Raw genomic sequence first — 15404 nt, forward strand, 5'->3', positions numbered from 1 at the left:
GACCTCGACGGCCTCGCTCGGGCTAGGGTTTGCGCATGGAGCGCGTTGGCCTGTCGACGACCCCCCGGGTCGAGGTGTGGCCCGGCAATGCGTATCCGCTCGGCGCCACCTACGACGGCGGCGGCACCAACTTCTCACTGTTCTCCGAGATCGCAGACGCCGTCGAACTGTGCCTGATCGCGAAGGACGGCAGCGAGACCCGGATCCCGCTGGACGAGGTCGACGGCTACGTCTGGCACGCGTACCTGCCGTCCGTCGGGCCCGGCCAGCGCTACGGCTTCCGCGTCCACGGACCGTACGATCCGGCGTCCGGTCTGCGCTGCGATCCGGCCAAGCTCCTGCTCGACCCCTACGGCAAGGCGTTCGACGGCGCCTTCGGCGCACACCCGTCGCTGTACACGCACGGGGAGGACTCCCTCGGTCACACCATGACCACTGTTGTGATCAATCCGTACTTCGACTGGGGCACCGACCGGCCGCCGCGCACGCCCTACCACGAGACCCTCATCTACGAGACGCACGTGAAGGGCATGACCGCGACGCATCCCGGTGTGCCGGAGGAGTTGCGCGGCACCTACGCGGGACTGGCGTATCCGGAGGTGATCGACCATCTGCGGTCGCTCGGCGTCACCGCGATCGAACTGATGCCGGTGCACCAGTTCATGCACGACCAGATCCTGCTCGATCAGGGGTTGCGAAACTACTGGGGCTACAACACCTTCGGTTTTCTCGCCCCGCACGCCGAATACTCGTCCGCGACGAAACCCAGCGGCGTGGTCACGGAGTTCAAGGCGATGGTCCGTACGTTCCACGAGGCCGGGATCGAGGTGATCCTCGACGTCGTCTACAACCACACCGCCGAGGGCGACCACCGCGGCCCGACGATCGTCTTCCGCGGCATCGACAATGCGGCGTACTACCGCCTCGACGACGAGGACCCCGCGCTGTACCGGGACTACACGGGTACCGGCAACAGCCTCAACGCCCGCCATCCGCACACGCTGCAACTCATCATGGATTCGCTGCGTTACTGGGTGACCGAGATGCACGTCGACGGGTTCCGCTTCGACCTGGCGTCCACGCTGGCGCGCGAATTGCACGATGTGGACCGGCTTTCCGCATTCTTCGATCTGGTGCAGCAGGACCCGGTGGTCAGTCAGGTGAAACTGATCGCCGAGCCGTGGGACGTCGGCGAGGGCGGCTACCAGGTGGGCAACTTCCCAGGCCTGTGGACCGAGTGGAACGGAAAGTACCGCGACACCGTCCGTGACTACTGGCGCGGCCAGCCCGCGACGCTCGGCGAGTTCGCCTCCCGCCTGACCGGATCGTCGGACCTGTACGAGGCCACCGGGCGCCGCCCCGGCGCCAGCATCAACTTCGTCACCGCACACGACGGTTTCACGCTCACCGACCTGGTGTCGTACGACGAGAAGCACAACGAGGCCAACGGCGAGGGGAACCGGGACGGCGAGAGTCACAACCGGTCCTGGAACTGCGGGGTCGAGGGCCCGACCGACGATCCGGCGATCCTCGCGCTGCGGGCCCGCCAGCGCCGGAACATCCTGGCGACGCTGTTGCTCAGCCAGGGCACCCCGATGCTCGCGCACGGCGACGAGATGGGCCGCACCCAGTACGGCAACAACAACGTGTACTGCCAGGACTCGCCGCTGTCATGGATGGACTGGTCACTGACCGAGCCGAACGCCGACCTGCTCGAGTTCACCCGCCGCACGTCGGCGCTGCGGGCCGCGCACCCGGTGTTCCGGCGCCGCCGATTCTTCGCAGGCCGACCGGTCCGCGACGAACACAGCCGGGACATCGCCTGGCTCACCCCGTCCGGGCGGGAGATGACCACCGAGGACTGGGACAGCGGCTTCGGCAAAGGGTTGGTCGTGTACCTGGGCGGCGACGCGATCCCCGAGCCCGACCACCGTGGCCGCCGGGTGGTCGACGACTCCTTCCTGCTGTTCTTCAACGCACACGACGGCGACCTCGCGTTCACCGTCCCGGCGGGTGACGACGCCACCCCGTGGGTCGGCGAGCTGGACACCACATCGCCCACGGGTGCAACGGATCTCGTGACAGCGCCCGGCGAGACGCTCAGCGTGCCGTCCCGTTCCCTGCTGGTGCTGCGTCGGGGGCGGGCGTCATGAGGCCGGTCACCGCGACGTATCGACTCCAGCTGCGGGGTGACTCGTTCACCCTGGACGACGCGCGCCGTCTGGCCGACTACCTGGACCGACTCGGCGTCTCCCACCTCTATCTGTCGCCGATCCTCACCGCGACGGCGGGATCCACCCACGGGTACGACGTCACCGACCCCACCACCGTCTCGGCGGAGCTGGGCGGTCGCGCCGGCCTGGTCGCACTGTCGGCCGAGTTGAGCGAGCGCGGGATGGGCCTGGTCGTGGACCTGGTCCCCAATCACCTCGGCATCGCGCATCCTCGCGAGAACCGGTGGTGGTGGGACGTTCTGACCAACGGCCGCCGTTCACCGTTCGCGCGGTTCTTCGACATCGACTGGCGCGACGACAACGGCTCGGACGGTCGTATCGCATTGCCCGTGCTCGAGGACGAGTCCGATCTGCGCGGTCTGAAGATCGACCGCGGCAACGGCATCCCGCTGCTGGCGCTCGGCGATCTGCGGCTTCCGATCGCGCCGGGAACCGAGGACGGTGAGCCGCGGGAGGTCTACCACCGACAGGCGTATCGACTGGTGGGATGGCGGGACGGCATCGTGAGCTATCGCCGGTTCTTCGCGATCAACGACCTGGCCGCGGTGCGCCAGGAGGATCCGCGCGTGTTCGACACCACCCACCACCAGTTCGCGTCGTGGGTGCGGGACGGACTGGTCGACGGTGTCCGCGTCGACCACCCGGACGGGCTGAGCGATCCCGCCGGTTACTTCGCGAACCTGCGCGAGCTGATCGGTCCCGACCGGTGGCTGGTGGCCGAGAAGATCCTGGCTCCGGACGAACCGCTGGATCCGACGCTGCCGATCGACGGCACCACCGGCTACGACGCGCTCGCCGAGTACGGCGGCGTCTTCCTCGATCCCGACGGCGAGGCCGTGCTCACCGAACTCGCCGCCCGCGCCGGAGCGCCGGGCGACGCGACCTGGCTGCGCGACAACGGAGTCGAGCTGCGCCGCCGAGCCGCACGCGTCGAACTGGCCCCCGAGGTTCGCCGACTCACCCGGGCGATCCTGCGTGATTCGCCGACGTTCTGCAGCCCGGACCAATTGCGCGAGGCGCTGGCCGAGGTGCTCGCGACCGCCCCGGGCTACCGGACCGACTACGCCCCGCTCGCGCCCGCACTCCCCCGCATGATCGCCGACGCCCTCGACCGACACCCCGAGTGGAGGTCCGCGTTGACGACGCTCGCGGGAGCACTCGTCACGGGCAGCGAGTCACACACGCGGTTCCAGCAGGTGTGCGGCGCGGTCACCGCGAAGGCCGTCGAGGACTGCCTCTTCTACCGCACCGCGCGGCTGGTGTCGCTGCAGGAGGTGGGCGGCGATCCGGGCCGGTTCGGCCGCTCGACCGCCGAGTTCCACCTGCGGGCCGCCGCCCGCGCGCGTCTGTGGCCCCGAACGATGACGACCCTCTCGACGCACGACACCAAGCGCGGCGAGGACGTCCGGGCGCGGATCGGGGTGCTCTCCCAGGTTCCGGAGCTGTGGGTGCGGTGCGTCGCCGACTGGGAGATGTCTGCGTCCAGCCCAGACGGCGTGCTCGGATTGTTCATGTGGCAGAACATGTTCGGTATCTGGCCCGTCGACGGATCCGATGCCGCCTCGGCGCCCGAATTCCGCGACCGCCTCCACCGGTTCGCCGAGAAGGCGGCCCGCGAATCCGGGACCAGGACCTCGTGGATCGACGTCGACGAGCACTTCGAGCATGCGCTGCACGCGTGGATCGACCGGGTGGTCGACGGCCCCGTCGGGCGGAGCATCGCCCTGGTCGCGCGACAACTCGCCCCGCACGGCTGGTCCGACTCGCTGGGTCAGAAGCTGCTGCAACTGTGCGGTCCGGGGATCCCCGACGTCTACCAGGGGACCGAACTCTGGGAAGACTCGCTGGTGGACCCCGACAATCGACGCGCCGTCGACCACGAGATCCGGCGCACCCTGCTGAAGTCGATGGACACACCCGGCGTCGAGACACCACCGATCGACGCCTCCGGCGCAGCGAAGATGCATCTGACCCGGGCCGCGCTGCGCCTGCGGCGCGAACGGCCCGACAGCTTCGTCGGCGGCCACTACCGTCCGGTGTTCGGTGTCGGTCCGGCCGCCGAGCACCTCGTCGGCTTTGCCCGCGGCCCCGCCGGGCAAGCGTCCGACGTCATCGCGCTCGCCACCCGGCTCAGCGTCAGCCTGAACGAGAATGGTTGGGGCAGTTCGAGTGTGGCGCTTCCGCGCGGCAGCTGGTTCGACCGGCTGACCGGCGAGCTCCATGCCGGCGCGGCCCCGCTGGCAAAGGTGTTCGCCAAACTGCCCGTCGCCTTACTGGTGCGGCTCGATCGACCGTGAACGACTGGGGGAACAATGGCCAATCGCGGTATCCGAGCGGCGTGCGCGCTGGCGTCGGTGCTGATCGCGGGTTCGCTGTCGACCGCCGCCCCGGCTCTCGGGGAACCCGCCGGACCGAATCCCACCGTCGTGCTGCCCGAACCCTCCGGGGGCGCCGACGTCGGGACGACGACCCTGCACCTGGTGGATTCGAAGCGGGCCGACCCGTGGCGGCCGGATCAGCCGAGGGAACTGATGGTCACCGTGACGTATCCGGCGGCGGACACGACTGATCATCCCCTGGCGCACTACGTTTCGACCGAGGCGGCACCTACCGCGACGCGAGGTCTGGCGGCCGCGTTGCACCTGCCGATCGACGTCGAGAACCTCCTCGGATTCCACACGAACGCGCACACGGGCGCGCCCGTCGTCGCGACCGCTGACCGAGGTCTCCCGGTGGTCCTGTTCTCGCCCGGCGCGGGGGTACCTCGCATCCTCGGAACCGGCGAGGCCGAAGATCTGGCCAGCCGTGGATACGTGGTGGTGTCGATCGACCACACCTACGAGGCGCTGGCGGTCGAGTTCCCCGGCGGCCGGATCGCCGAAGGGATCCCCTCGCCCGAGGATCCCGCCCAGGCCGGGCAGTGGGTGAAGGCGGCGCTCGAGGCTCGCGTCGCCGACACCCGGTTCGTCCTGGACGAATTGACGGCGTTGGCCGACGGGGAGAATCCCGATGCCGAACAGCGCACGCTGCCCGACGGGCTGGGTCGCGCGCTCGACCTCTCGCACGTCGGAATGTTCGGGCACTCGCTGGGCGGGTTCACCGCCGCCGAGGCGATGGCCCGTGACACCCGCATCGATGCCGGCGTGAACCTCGACGGGATGGTCGGCATCGGCGACGAAGTCGACCTCGCCGCGACGCGCGGACTGGACCGGCCGCTCCTGCTGATGTCGAGTCAGCAGATCGCGGACATGGAGGGCGTCGAGCCCTCGTGGACCGAGTTCTGGGACGACACGCGCGGCTGGGCGCGGGAGCTCGTGCTGTCGGGATCGGGGCACTACAGCTTCACCGATCTCGAGACCCTCGTCCCCCCGATCGCCGCCACCGTGGCACCGGACATGACCGGGCAGTACATCGGAACGATCGCACCCGACCGCGCCACCCTGGCCACCCGCGAGTACGTGGCCGCGATGTTCGACCGGTTCCTCCGCCACCGGGCCGCGCCACTGCTGGACGGGCCGAATGCGGAGTTCCCGGAAGTGCGCTACGTCAGGTAGATCGGCGCGGTGACGCGTCGGATACGATGCGTGCGCGACTGGCGAAGCCGGAGAACCGGCGTGGAGCGAGACCAGAGACATCGACCGCCTGGGTGTCCCCGACCTTCGATGCGAGGGGTACCAGTGCGCTACGGAATGAACCCACATCAGCCCGCCCGGATTGTCGGCGGCGACGGTCCCCGGCTCGTCAACGGCGAACCGTCGATGATCAACTACCTCGACGCGCTGAACGCTTTCGCGCTCGTCCGCGAGGCCGACCGGGCCACCGGATTGCCGGCAGCGGCCTCGTTCAAGCACGTCTCGCCCGCCGGTGCGGCCGTCGCCGGCACGATCGACGACGTCGCCTCGCGAACCTGGCGGGTGCCGCCGGGAGCGAGCGGATCGCTGGTGTCGGCCTACGTCCGAGCCCGCGATGCCGATCCCAAGTCCTCCTTCGGCGATGTCGTCGCGCTGTCTCGTCCGGTGGACGCGGACACCGCCGACCTCCTGACGACGGTGATCTGCGACGCCGTCATCGCGCCGGGCTTCGAGGGCGGCACCGTGGGCCGACTGGCGGCGAAGCGCGGCGGCCGGTTCCTCGTGTTCGAGGCCGATCCGTCACTCGATGCGCCGCTCCGCGAACGACGGGATGTACTGGGGCTGACCATCGAGCAGGAGCGCGACGCGATCCCGGTCGAGCGCGCCCTCCCCGCCGACGCGCCCCTCGACGCGATCGGGCGCGTGGATGCGCTGCTGGGTCTCGTGGTGCTGAGATACACGCAGTCGAACTCCGTCGCGATGATCCGTGACGGCGCCGCCGTGGGCATCGGTGCGGGCCAGCAGAACCGGGTGGACTGCGTTCGACTGGCGGGCGCGAAGGCTCGGACGTGGTGGCTGCGCCGACATCCGTTCGTCGACGACCTGCCCGCCGTTGCCGGCATGCAACGCCAGGACCGCCTCAACTGGCAGATGCGCTTCGCCGGACACGAGATGACCCGGAGCCAACAGCGGGAGTTCGCCGACCTGTTCGGCACAGACACGCTGCGCACCTACGAGGACGATCGGTGGCGCGCCGAGTGGTGCGGCGCCCTCGACGCGGTGACGATGGCGTCCGACGGATACCTCCCGTTCCGCGACAACATCGACCACGCAGCCGAATCCGGTGTCCGCGCCGTCATCGAGCCGGGCGGCTCCGCCCGCACCGGCGAGGTCGCCGCCGCGGCCGAGGAGGCCGGCATCATCCACGTGCAGACCGGGCTGCGCCTATTCCACCACTGATCCGGCATCGGCCGGTGCGGCGGTGACCTCCGCGACCGCGTCGTCGAGCAGCGCGCGGAACGCGGCGGCGGCGTGGCTGGGAGCGACGCCGGTCCGTTGCGCCAGGCTGATCGTGCGGTGCAGCTCCGGCGCGGTCAGTCCTGTGATCCGTAGCCCTGGGTAGTGTCGGGCCGCCATCATGGGCGCGACACTCACCCCGATTCCGCGAGCGACGAAGCGCAGAACCGCATCGAGCTCGGCACCTTCGACGACGGTGCGCGATCGCAGACCCGCGGCGGCAAAGGCCTGATCGACGACCACGCGCAGGTCGTAGTTGTCGTGACATGCCACGAACGGCTGCTGCGCGAGCTCCTCGAGCGCAATTGCCCGGCCCGCAGTCAACGGCGGGTGGGTCGCCGAAGAGACGACGACGAGTTCCTCACGCAGCAGCGGGATCAGCGCCAGCCCCGAGCTGTCCGGGGTTCGTTCGGCGATCACCAGCGCCACGTCCAGTTCACCCTGTGCGAGGAGAGCCGTGAGCGTGCGCGAACCGGCCTCCGTGACGTGCAGCTCGACTCCCGGGTGCGCGGCGCGATAGCGACTGAGGACTTCGGCGACCAAGCTGATGCACAGACTCGGGGTTGCACCGAGCCGGAGCCGGCCCCGGGTCACTCCGGTCAGCTCGGCGATCCGCCGGTGCGCCGTCGCCCGGTCTTCGAGCATCCGGATGGCGACGGGAAGCAGCGCCTCGCCCGCGGCCGACAGGGTGACCGATCCGGGAACTCGGTCGAAAAGCGGCGCGCCCAGGGACTTTTCGAGCGCGGCAATCTGGCGACTGAGGGACGGCTGGGCAATACCGATCTCCTCGGCCGCCCTGGTGAAATGCCCGACCCGCGCAACGGCGACGAAACAAGCCAGTTGATCCAGAGTCACCGCCATAGCGTAAACGCATCAGGTCGATGGTTTGAATGCATTGGAGTTATCGGGGCGAGCAATCTAGCGTCGGCCGCAACCGGGTTGTCGCAGTCATTTCCGGAAGGGGTCTAAGTCGTGAATGCACATGTGGTCGTCGTCGGTGCCGGGTACGCGGGAGCGGTAGCGTCGAAGCGCTTGTTGTCGAAGGATCCGAGTCTTCGAGTGACAGTTGTCAATCCCCGCGCCGAGTTCGTGGAGCGCATTCGGCTGCACCAGCTCGCCGCCGGCAACCATGCGGCGACCGTGCCGCTGTCCACCGTCCTGCATCGGAAGGCGCAGCTGGTGGTCGGGTCCGTTGCGTCGATCGACGCAACGGGCAACGCCGTCCACCTGGTCGACGGGCAAGCCATCCCGTACGACTATCTGGTCTACGCGGTCGGTAGCAGCTCGCGCCCCGACCACATAGACGGAGCCCTCGAGAACGCTTTCGCCGTAGACGAATACGATTCAGCGCGCAGACTGCAGCAACGGTTGGCCGTGTTGCCTGCCGGAGCACCGATCGTAGTGGTCGGCGGCGGGCTGACCGGCATCGAGACGGCCGCGGAACTCGCCGAGCAACGGCCCGAGTTCTCCGTGACGCTCGTGTCGTGTGGCCAGATCGCCGACGGCCTCCTGGAGAGTGCGCGCGCGAGAATTCGGACGGCTCTGCTGTCCCACTCGGTCGCCGTCATCGAGGGAAGCCCGGTGACGCGTATCGACGCGCACAGTGTCGAACTGGCCGACGGACGAGTCGTGGAGTCCGGATGCGCAATTGTCGCAACGGGATCGACGGTGCCCGACCTCGCGCGGACGAGCGGGCTGCCAACAGATTCCGAAAGCCGACTGACCGTCGACGACACGTTGACGTGCACCGAACACCCGAACATCGTCGGCGCCGGGGACGCTGTCGCGATCGACGTTATGCCCCTGCGGATGGGCTGCCAAGCGGCCATCCCTCTCGGCGCCCACGCCGCAGACACCGTCTTGCGACGCATCGCCGGCAGGACACCGAGGCCGGTCAGGCCCCGGTTCGTGGCCCAATGCATCAGCCTGGGGCGCCGAGCCGCGGTCGTCCAACGAACCGACGCCGACGACAACCCGCGCAACACTGTCGTCGGTGGTCGCACCGGCACACTGATCAAGGAACAGGTCTGCGCATACACCCTGAACTGGGGAGTCGACGCACGGCGACCGGTGATGTCCACCTGGTCGTGAGTCCGCCTGCCTGCATAGGCAATTCCGACCTGACGTCCGCACGTGAACGGTTCCACCCGTCCCGGAGGTACGCATGCTCCCGATCGCGCTCGAAGTTCTCCTCACACTCGCGGTTCTCACGATCACCTGGTTCGGCGTGTACGTGATCTACCGCCTCGTCGCCGACAAGTCCGCATAGACGCGTCCGACGACGTGGCCAGCTCGAGCCCCTGACTCATCCCAGGTCCGGCAGTTCCGGTTCGGTGGGCACCACGATGACTGTGGGCCCCTCTGCGGCCAAAGCGGATGTGAACTCGCGGGTGAGCGCCTCGGTGCTGTCCACGTCGACCGCTCGGCACCCGAAACCGACTGCCAGAGAGACAATGTCGAGGCCGGGCAGGTCCAGTCCGGGCACACCGGGTGTCTTCTCCAGGAGCGCGAACGACTTGAGGATCGCGTACTCCCCGTTCCGCAGCACCACGAACACGATGGGCAGATTGTGCCGGGCAGCGGTCCAGATCGCCTGGATGGAGTATTGGAAGGAGCCGTCGCCGATCGTGGCGATGACGGTCCGTTCGACCCCGCGGGCGCGGTCTCCGAGCGCCACTCCCACCGCTCCCGGAACGCCCCAGCCGATTCCGCCGCTTCCGGTGGCGAAGAAGCTACCCGACCGGGTGGTGGGCAACCACTGGACCTGCTGGGCCAGCGTCGAGGTGGATTCCATGACCACCGCGGAGTCGTCCGGCCGGACCGTGTTCAAGGCCGCATACACCGCCTCCGCGGTGAGTGGGGCCGCAGTCGCGGTGGGCTCTGCACCACGGTCCCGGTTCCGTGGAGCCGGTGCCGCCCGTCCGGTCGGGTCCTCCACCAAGTCGATCAACTGTTCGAGGGCCGTACGGACGTCGCCGAGCAGGCTGTCGCCGACGGGCGCCACGGCAGCAAGGTCGGGGTCCGAGGTGATCTGCACCAACTCGGTGCCTTCCGGCAGGTACTCCCCCGCCACGTACGGGTAGTAGCGGAAGGCCTGGGCGCCGATCACGACGACGAGGTCGTGGCCGTGCACCGCTTCGTTGACCCCCGCGATGGTCATCGGCAGCGGCCCCGCATACAGCGGGTGATCCTCGGGGAACGAAATGCGGTCGGGCAGTGCGCTGCCGCGGACGGGTGCTCGCAGCTTCTCCGCGAAGGCGACGCCGGCGTCCCACGCGCCCGCGCGATCGACCTCCGGACCCAAGATCAGCAGGGGGCGTTCGGCGCGGTTGACCCGGGCGGCGAAGCTGCGCAGCCGCTCGCTGTCCGGGGCCACCCGGTGACTGGTTGTTCGGACGACCGCCGGACCCAGCGCCGGTTTGTCCCAATCGTCAAGGGGGATGGACAGGAACACCGGACCGGCCGGTGGCTGCAGCGCCACCACATACGCTCGCATGAACGCCGCCGGCACGTCCTCGGCACGCGCCGGTTGATACGCCCACTTGACCCACGGTTGCGGCAACACCGTCTCGTCGCGATTGGTCAGATACGGGTCGGACAACAGCATTTCGCGGGTCTGCTGGCCCGCCGTGACGATCAGTGGGGTGTTGGCACGGTACGCCGCCACCAGGCTGCCCATCGCGTTCCCGGTGCCGGCGGCGGTGTGCAGGTTGACCACGGCGGGTTTGCCTGTCGCCTGGGCGAAGCCGTCGGCCATGGCCAATGCCGAGGCCTCCTGCAACGCCAGCACATAGGTGAAGTCGTCGGGGAAGCGACTCAGGAACGACTGCTCGGTGGAGCCGGGATTCCCGAAAACCGTTGTCAGCCCGAGCGATCGGAGCAGATTGTAGGTGACGTCGTGAACGGTCATTTCATCTGTCATCGATCTCACCAGTCCGTACGAGTCGACTTCGGTTCGATGTGCGAGAGCGGTGTCACCGCTGCTCACACTCCGGCGACGGCGTCACCTTTTCGCGGCCGAGACCAACCACCGGTTCCCCGGTCGCACCTCCCGCAGCACCGACTGTTCCGGCAGCGTTCGCCCGTACCGCCGCACGGCGTCGTCGGTCGGCACCGCCGTGGCGCGCCAGCCGTAGGAATCGAACCACGCAACCGGATCCGAGGGACCGTTCGAATGCAGCAGCGAGAGCCATTCGCGCCGACTGATCGGGCTGCCCCGGAACAGCGGAGCGTCGTCCACCGCCGCCGCGAAGTCGATGTTGGTGATCGTGGCACCGATCGCACTGCCGGGTGCCGACAGTTCCCCGACATTCCGCATCAGCGCGTCGACCGCCTCCTCGGGCAGATATGCCAGCAGGCCCTCGAGGATCCAGGCGGTGGGGACGTCCGAGTGGAAGCCGGCGTCACGGAGGGCCGCCGGCCAATCCTCACGGAGGTCGATCGGCACGGTGATGCGGGATGCCTCCGCGGGCGATTCGCCCGCCAGCACTGCCTCCTTGAACTGCACCATCTCGGCGGTGTCGAGTTCGTAGACGGTCACCGTCTTAGGCCAGTGCAACCGGAAGGCGCGGGTGTCGAGTCCGGCGCCGAGCAGGACCACCTGCTCGCAGCCCGCCGCAACGGCGTCGAGCACGAAGTCGTCGAGGAACTTCGTCCGCGCCGCCACCCAGGCCGTCAGTTCTTCTCGACTGCTGTCGTCCAGCTGGTCGGTCGGCGGACTCCATCCCGATGCCCTGACGAACTCGCCCGCCCACCGATCCTCGAACAACCGGTCGTCGCGCCCGCTCTCGATCGCTCGCGCCGCCGCGACGAAGACGGCCGTCGCGCCCACTCCACGAGGTGGATTCATGGCAGTACCTCCTCGGTCCACCGTCGATTGTCCTCCCGGTGACCGAGAACGCGCCGCCGTTCGCACTTTCGGCGAAATATGGTCCAGGTCACACGACCGTCTAGGACTGGAGGCAATACCCATGAGCGCGAACCGTTTCGTCGGCAAGGTCGCATTCATCACCGGAGCCGCCCGTGGACAGGGCCGGGCCGAAGCGGTCCGGCTGGCGTCGGAGGGCGCCGACATCATCGCGATCGACGCCTGTGTCGACTTCGCCTCGACGGCCTACGACGGCGCCACCGAGGCCGATCTCGCCGAGACCGTCGCGCTCGTCGAGGGCTACGGTCGCAAGATCGTCGCCACCAAGGCCGACGTGCGCGACTTCGCCGCCGTGTCGAAGGCGCTCGCCGACGGTATCGCCACGCTGGGCCGGCTCGACGTGGTCGTCGCGAACGCCGGCATTTGCTCGGGATCCATGTCGTGGGAGATCACGCCCGAGCAGTGGCAGGAGACCCTCGACGTCAATCTCACCGGCGTCTTCTACACCGTCAAGGCGGCGATCCCGCACCTGATCGAGCAAGGCGAGGGCGGGTCCATCATCATCACCAGTTCGGTCGCCGGCCTGCGCGGGCTGCCGTTCCTCGGCCACTACGTGGCCAGCAAGCACGGCGTCACCGGGCTCGCCAAGACGCTCGCGGTGGAGTTGGGCGCGCACAACATCCGCGTCAACACCGTCCACCCCAACGGCGTGGAGACCGGCATGCAGGTCAACGACATGCACGCGCTGGTCCAGGAGTACGCCACGACCCTGGCACCGATCTTCATGGGCAGCCTGCCCGACCAAATCAGCCAGCCCGAGGACATCGCGAACGCCGTCGCGTGGCTCGCGTCCGACGAGGCCCGGCACGTGACCGGCATCCAGTTGCCGGTCGATCTGGGCACGCTCATCCGCTGACACCTGCTGCGGTGTGCACGTGATCGGGGCATGCTGATCACGTGCACACCTTCGAGGTCTGGGCCCCGATCCCCCGGTCGGTCCGCGTCCGTGTCGACGGGATCGACCACGCCATGACCGCCGACGCGGACGGGTGGTGGAGCGCCGACGTCGACGCGGAGCCTGGAGCGCGGTACGGGTTCGTGCTCGACGATTCGGACACCGTGCTCCCAGATCCGCGGTCCCCGCGGCAACCCGACGGCGTGCACCTGCCGTCGCAGCTGCACGAGCTCGACCCGGCCGGGTGGACGGATCACGCGTGGACCGGCCGGCAGCTCGCCGGCGCCGTCGTCTACGAACTCCACATCGGGACGTTCACGTCGGAGGGCACGTTCGACGCCGCGATCGAACGGCTCGATCACCTCGTCGATCTGGGTGTCGGGTTCGTCGAGCTGATGCCGGTCGCGGCCTGGAGCGGGACCCACAACTGGGGCTACGACGGCGTGTTCTGGTACGCCGTCCACGAAACCTACGGCGGCCCCGACGGTCTGCAGCGTTTCGTCGACGCGTGCCACCGTCGCGGTCTCGCGGTGGCCCTGGACGTCGTCTACAACCACTTCGGGCCGTCCGGGAACTACACCGATCGCTTCGGGCCGTATCTCGCGGACGGCGGGAACTCGTGGGGCCGCACGATCAACCTGTCCGGGCCGGGCAGCGGTGAGGTCCGCCGGTTCATCGTCGACAGCGCACTGCGCTGGTTCCGCAGTTTCCACATCGACGCGCTGCGCCTGGACGCGGTCCACGCCCTCCTCGACAACAGCGCGACCCACCTCCTCGAGGACTTGTCGATCGAGACGCACCGCCTCTCGACGCATCTGCGGCGGCCCCTCACGCTGATCGCCGAGAGCGATCTCAACGACCCGAAGATCATCACCGCCCGCGCGGCCGGCGGCTACGGACTGGACGCCCAGTGGGACGACGACGTCCATCACGCGATCCACGCCGCGGTCTCCGGCGAACGCCAGGGCTACTACGGCGATTTCGGATCACTCCAGGCGCTCGCGCGCACGCTCACCCAAGGTTGGTTCCACGACGGCAGGTACTCGACGTTCCGCGGACGAAAGCACGGGCGGCCCATCGATATTCGACGCATTCCGGCCGACGCGATGCTCGCCTACACCTGCACCCACGATCAGGTCGGCAACCGCGCCACCGGGGACCGGCCGAGCGCGTATCTCACCGACGGCCAACTCGCGGTCAAGGCGGCGCTGGTGCTGTGTTCACCGTTCACGCCGATGCTGTTCATGGGTGAGGAATGGGGCGCGCGAACACCCTTCCAGTACTTCACCTCCCACCCGGAGCCCGAACTCGGGCAGGCGACCGCGGACGGCCGTCGTCGCGAATTCGCCGAGCACGGCTGGGACACCGACGACGTCCCGGATCCGCAGGACGAACGGACGTTCCAGCGCTCGAAACTCGACTGGCACGAACCCGACGTCGAGTCACACGCGCGACTGCTCGAGTGCTACCGCAACCTGATCGCGTTGCGACACGCGCGGGCAGACATCAGCGACCCGTGGCTCGAACACCTCGGGGTCCAGTACGACGAGGACGAGCGGTGGATCGCCATGATCCGCGGAAACCTGCGGATCGCGTGCAATCTCGGGCCCGAACCGGTGACCGTGCCGGTCGGCGGGATACCGCTGCTGTGGTGGGACACCCCCGAGATCGACGAGACCGCGTCCGCGATCGTCGTGCCGGGGCACTCCTTCGCCGTGCTCGAGGCCCTGCCGCGCCGGGTCAGAACGGGACCGCGGTAACCACCACGTTTTCGAGGTAGGTCCCCCGTCCCTGCGCGTCCTTCACGACCTCGCCTCCGCAGGTGACGATGTGCAATTCGCGCGGACCGCCTGCACCCTGGAACGCCCACTCCGGCAACGCCTGCTTGACGAACCGCTCCATCCGGGTGATCTTCCACCGGGTCACCACGCCGCCCTGCGTCAGATACACCGCGTCACCCGGATACAACGTGTGCATCCAATACAGCGCCCCCTCCCCCTGGTTCGCGTTGTCCACATGACCCGCCACCAGGATCCCGCCATCGGGAGCATAGATCGGGGACGACCCGGTCCAATACGTCACCTGACTCACGTCCCGCGGCAACAACAGGCTCCCATCCCCCGCCACGCCCAACGGATCCAAAGTCGTCTCCACCCCGATCGCCGGAATCACCAGATGGTTGTCCGGCAACGGGCCGAACGGGATCTGCGCGCGCTGCGCTGGATCCGCAGACGCCGGCCCCGGCTTACGCGGCTTGCCGCCCGCACCGATCAACGGCACCGGACCTGCCACCGGATCGCCCACACCGTCCGGCGACAGACCGAACGTCGATTTCGGAACCGGCGCCGACGCCGCCGCTTCCGGCTGTAATCCCCGAAAGACCAGAAAACCACCACCGCTGAGCAGCACGAGCGTGATCACGATGATCAGGATCGAACCGCTCGGCCCCGACGGTCGTGCTGCCGTATGTCTGCCCACGA

Annotated in this window: 11 protein-coding genes and 1 riboswitch; of the genes, 7 read left to right on the forward strand and 4 right to left on the reverse strand. The window is 68.7% G+C overall.

Going from position 1 to position 15404, the window contains the following annotated elements:
- Window positions 1–35: 35 nt before the first annotated feature.
- From glgX to ACQ5DX_RS12815, 4 genes are all read left to right on the forward strand, one after another.
- Complete coding sequence (gene glgX, locus ACQ5DX_RS12800) at window positions 36–2153, forward strand: glycogen debranching protein GlgX (RefSeq protein ID WP_430332982.1); 2118 nt, start codon at window positions 36–38, stop codon at window positions 2151–2153.
- Entirely contained in the window at window positions 2150–4531 is a 2382-nt protein-coding gene (gene treY, locus ACQ5DX_RS12805) for a malto-oligosyltrehalose synthase (RefSeq protein WP_430332983.1), read from the forward strand. Before glgX ends, treY begins: the two co-directional genes overlap by 4 nt.
- Window positions 4532–4546: 15 nt before the next feature.
- On the forward strand, window positions 4547–5788 hold the full coding sequence (locus ACQ5DX_RS12810) for an alpha/beta hydrolase family protein (RefSeq protein ID WP_430332984.1): 1242 nt from the start codon (window positions 4547–4549) through the stop codon (window positions 5786–5788).
- Window positions 5789–5812: 24 nt separating this feature from the next.
- Window positions 5813–5889, forward strand: a riboswitch (ZMP/ZTP riboswitch).
- Window positions 5890–5911: 22 nt separating this feature from the next.
- Window positions 5912–7045: a hypothetical protein gene (locus ACQ5DX_RS12815; protein ID WP_430332985.1), complete on the forward strand. Its 1134-nt coding sequence runs from the start codon at window positions 5912–5914 to the stop codon at window positions 7043–7045.
- Here the strand turns inward: ACQ5DX_RS12815 and ACQ5DX_RS12820 are convergent.
- On the reverse strand, window positions 7031–7957 hold the full coding sequence (locus tag ACQ5DX_RS12820) for a LysR family transcriptional regulator (RefSeq protein WP_430332986.1): 927 nt from the start codon (window positions 7955–7957) through the stop codon (window positions 7031–7033). The genes ACQ5DX_RS12815 and ACQ5DX_RS12820 overlap by 15 nt on opposite strands.
- A 129-nt stretch (window positions 7958–8086) precedes the next feature.
- Between ACQ5DX_RS12820 and ACQ5DX_RS12825 the strand changes: the two genes are divergently transcribed.
- Complete coding sequence (locus ACQ5DX_RS12825) at window positions 8087–9193, forward strand: NAD(P)/FAD-dependent oxidoreductase (protein ID WP_430335639.1); 1107 nt, start codon at window positions 8087–8089, stop codon at window positions 9191–9193.
- Window positions 9194–9407: 214 nt separating this feature from the next.
- Here the strand turns inward: ACQ5DX_RS12825 and mdlC are convergent, their stop codons facing one another.
- Together mdlC and ACQ5DX_RS12835 are read right to left on the reverse strand one after the other, a co-directional pair.
- A complete protein-coding gene (gene mdlC, locus ACQ5DX_RS12830; RefSeq protein ID WP_430332987.1) occupies window positions 9408–11024 on the reverse strand; it encodes a benzoylformate decarboxylase in 1617 nt (538 codons plus the stop codon).
- Between the two features lie 81 nt (window positions 11025–11105).
- Window positions 11106–11951, reverse strand: a complete 846-nt coding sequence (locus ACQ5DX_RS12835; RefSeq protein ID WP_430332988.1) for an SAM-dependent methyltransferase — start codon at window positions 11949–11951, stop codon at window positions 11106–11108.
- Window positions 11952–12072: 121 nt separating this feature from the next.
- Here ACQ5DX_RS12835 and ACQ5DX_RS12840 point away from each other — a divergent pair, with 121 nt between their 5' ends.
- A complete protein-coding gene (locus ACQ5DX_RS12840) occupies window positions 12073–12885 on the forward strand; it encodes a mycofactocin-coupled SDR family oxidoreductase (RefSeq protein ID WP_430332989.1) in 813 nt (270 codons plus the stop codon).
- 41 nt (window positions 12886–12926) lie between these two features.
- The gene (treZ, locus tag ACQ5DX_RS12845; protein WP_430332990.1) at window positions 12927–14684 is read left to right on the forward strand and encodes a malto-oligosyltrehalose trehalohydrolase; all 1758 of its coding nucleotides are present in this window, start codon (window positions 12927–12929) and stop codon (window positions 14682–14684) included.
- On the opposite strand, the gene ACQ5DX_RS12850 is transcribed toward treZ, so the two are convergent.
- On the reverse strand, window positions 14665–15402 hold the full coding sequence (locus tag ACQ5DX_RS12850) for a class F sortase (protein WP_430332991.1): 738 nt from the start codon (window positions 15400–15402) through the stop codon (window positions 14665–14667). The genes treZ and ACQ5DX_RS12850 overlap by 20 nt on opposite strands.
- Window positions 15403–15404 lie beyond the last annotated feature (2 nt).

It is taken from the genome of Rhodococcus sp. ACT016 (genome assembly GCF_050477185.1).
In the GTDB taxonomy this organism is placed as follows: Bacteria; Actinomycetota; Actinomycetes; order Mycobacteriales; family Mycobacteriaceae; genus Prescottella.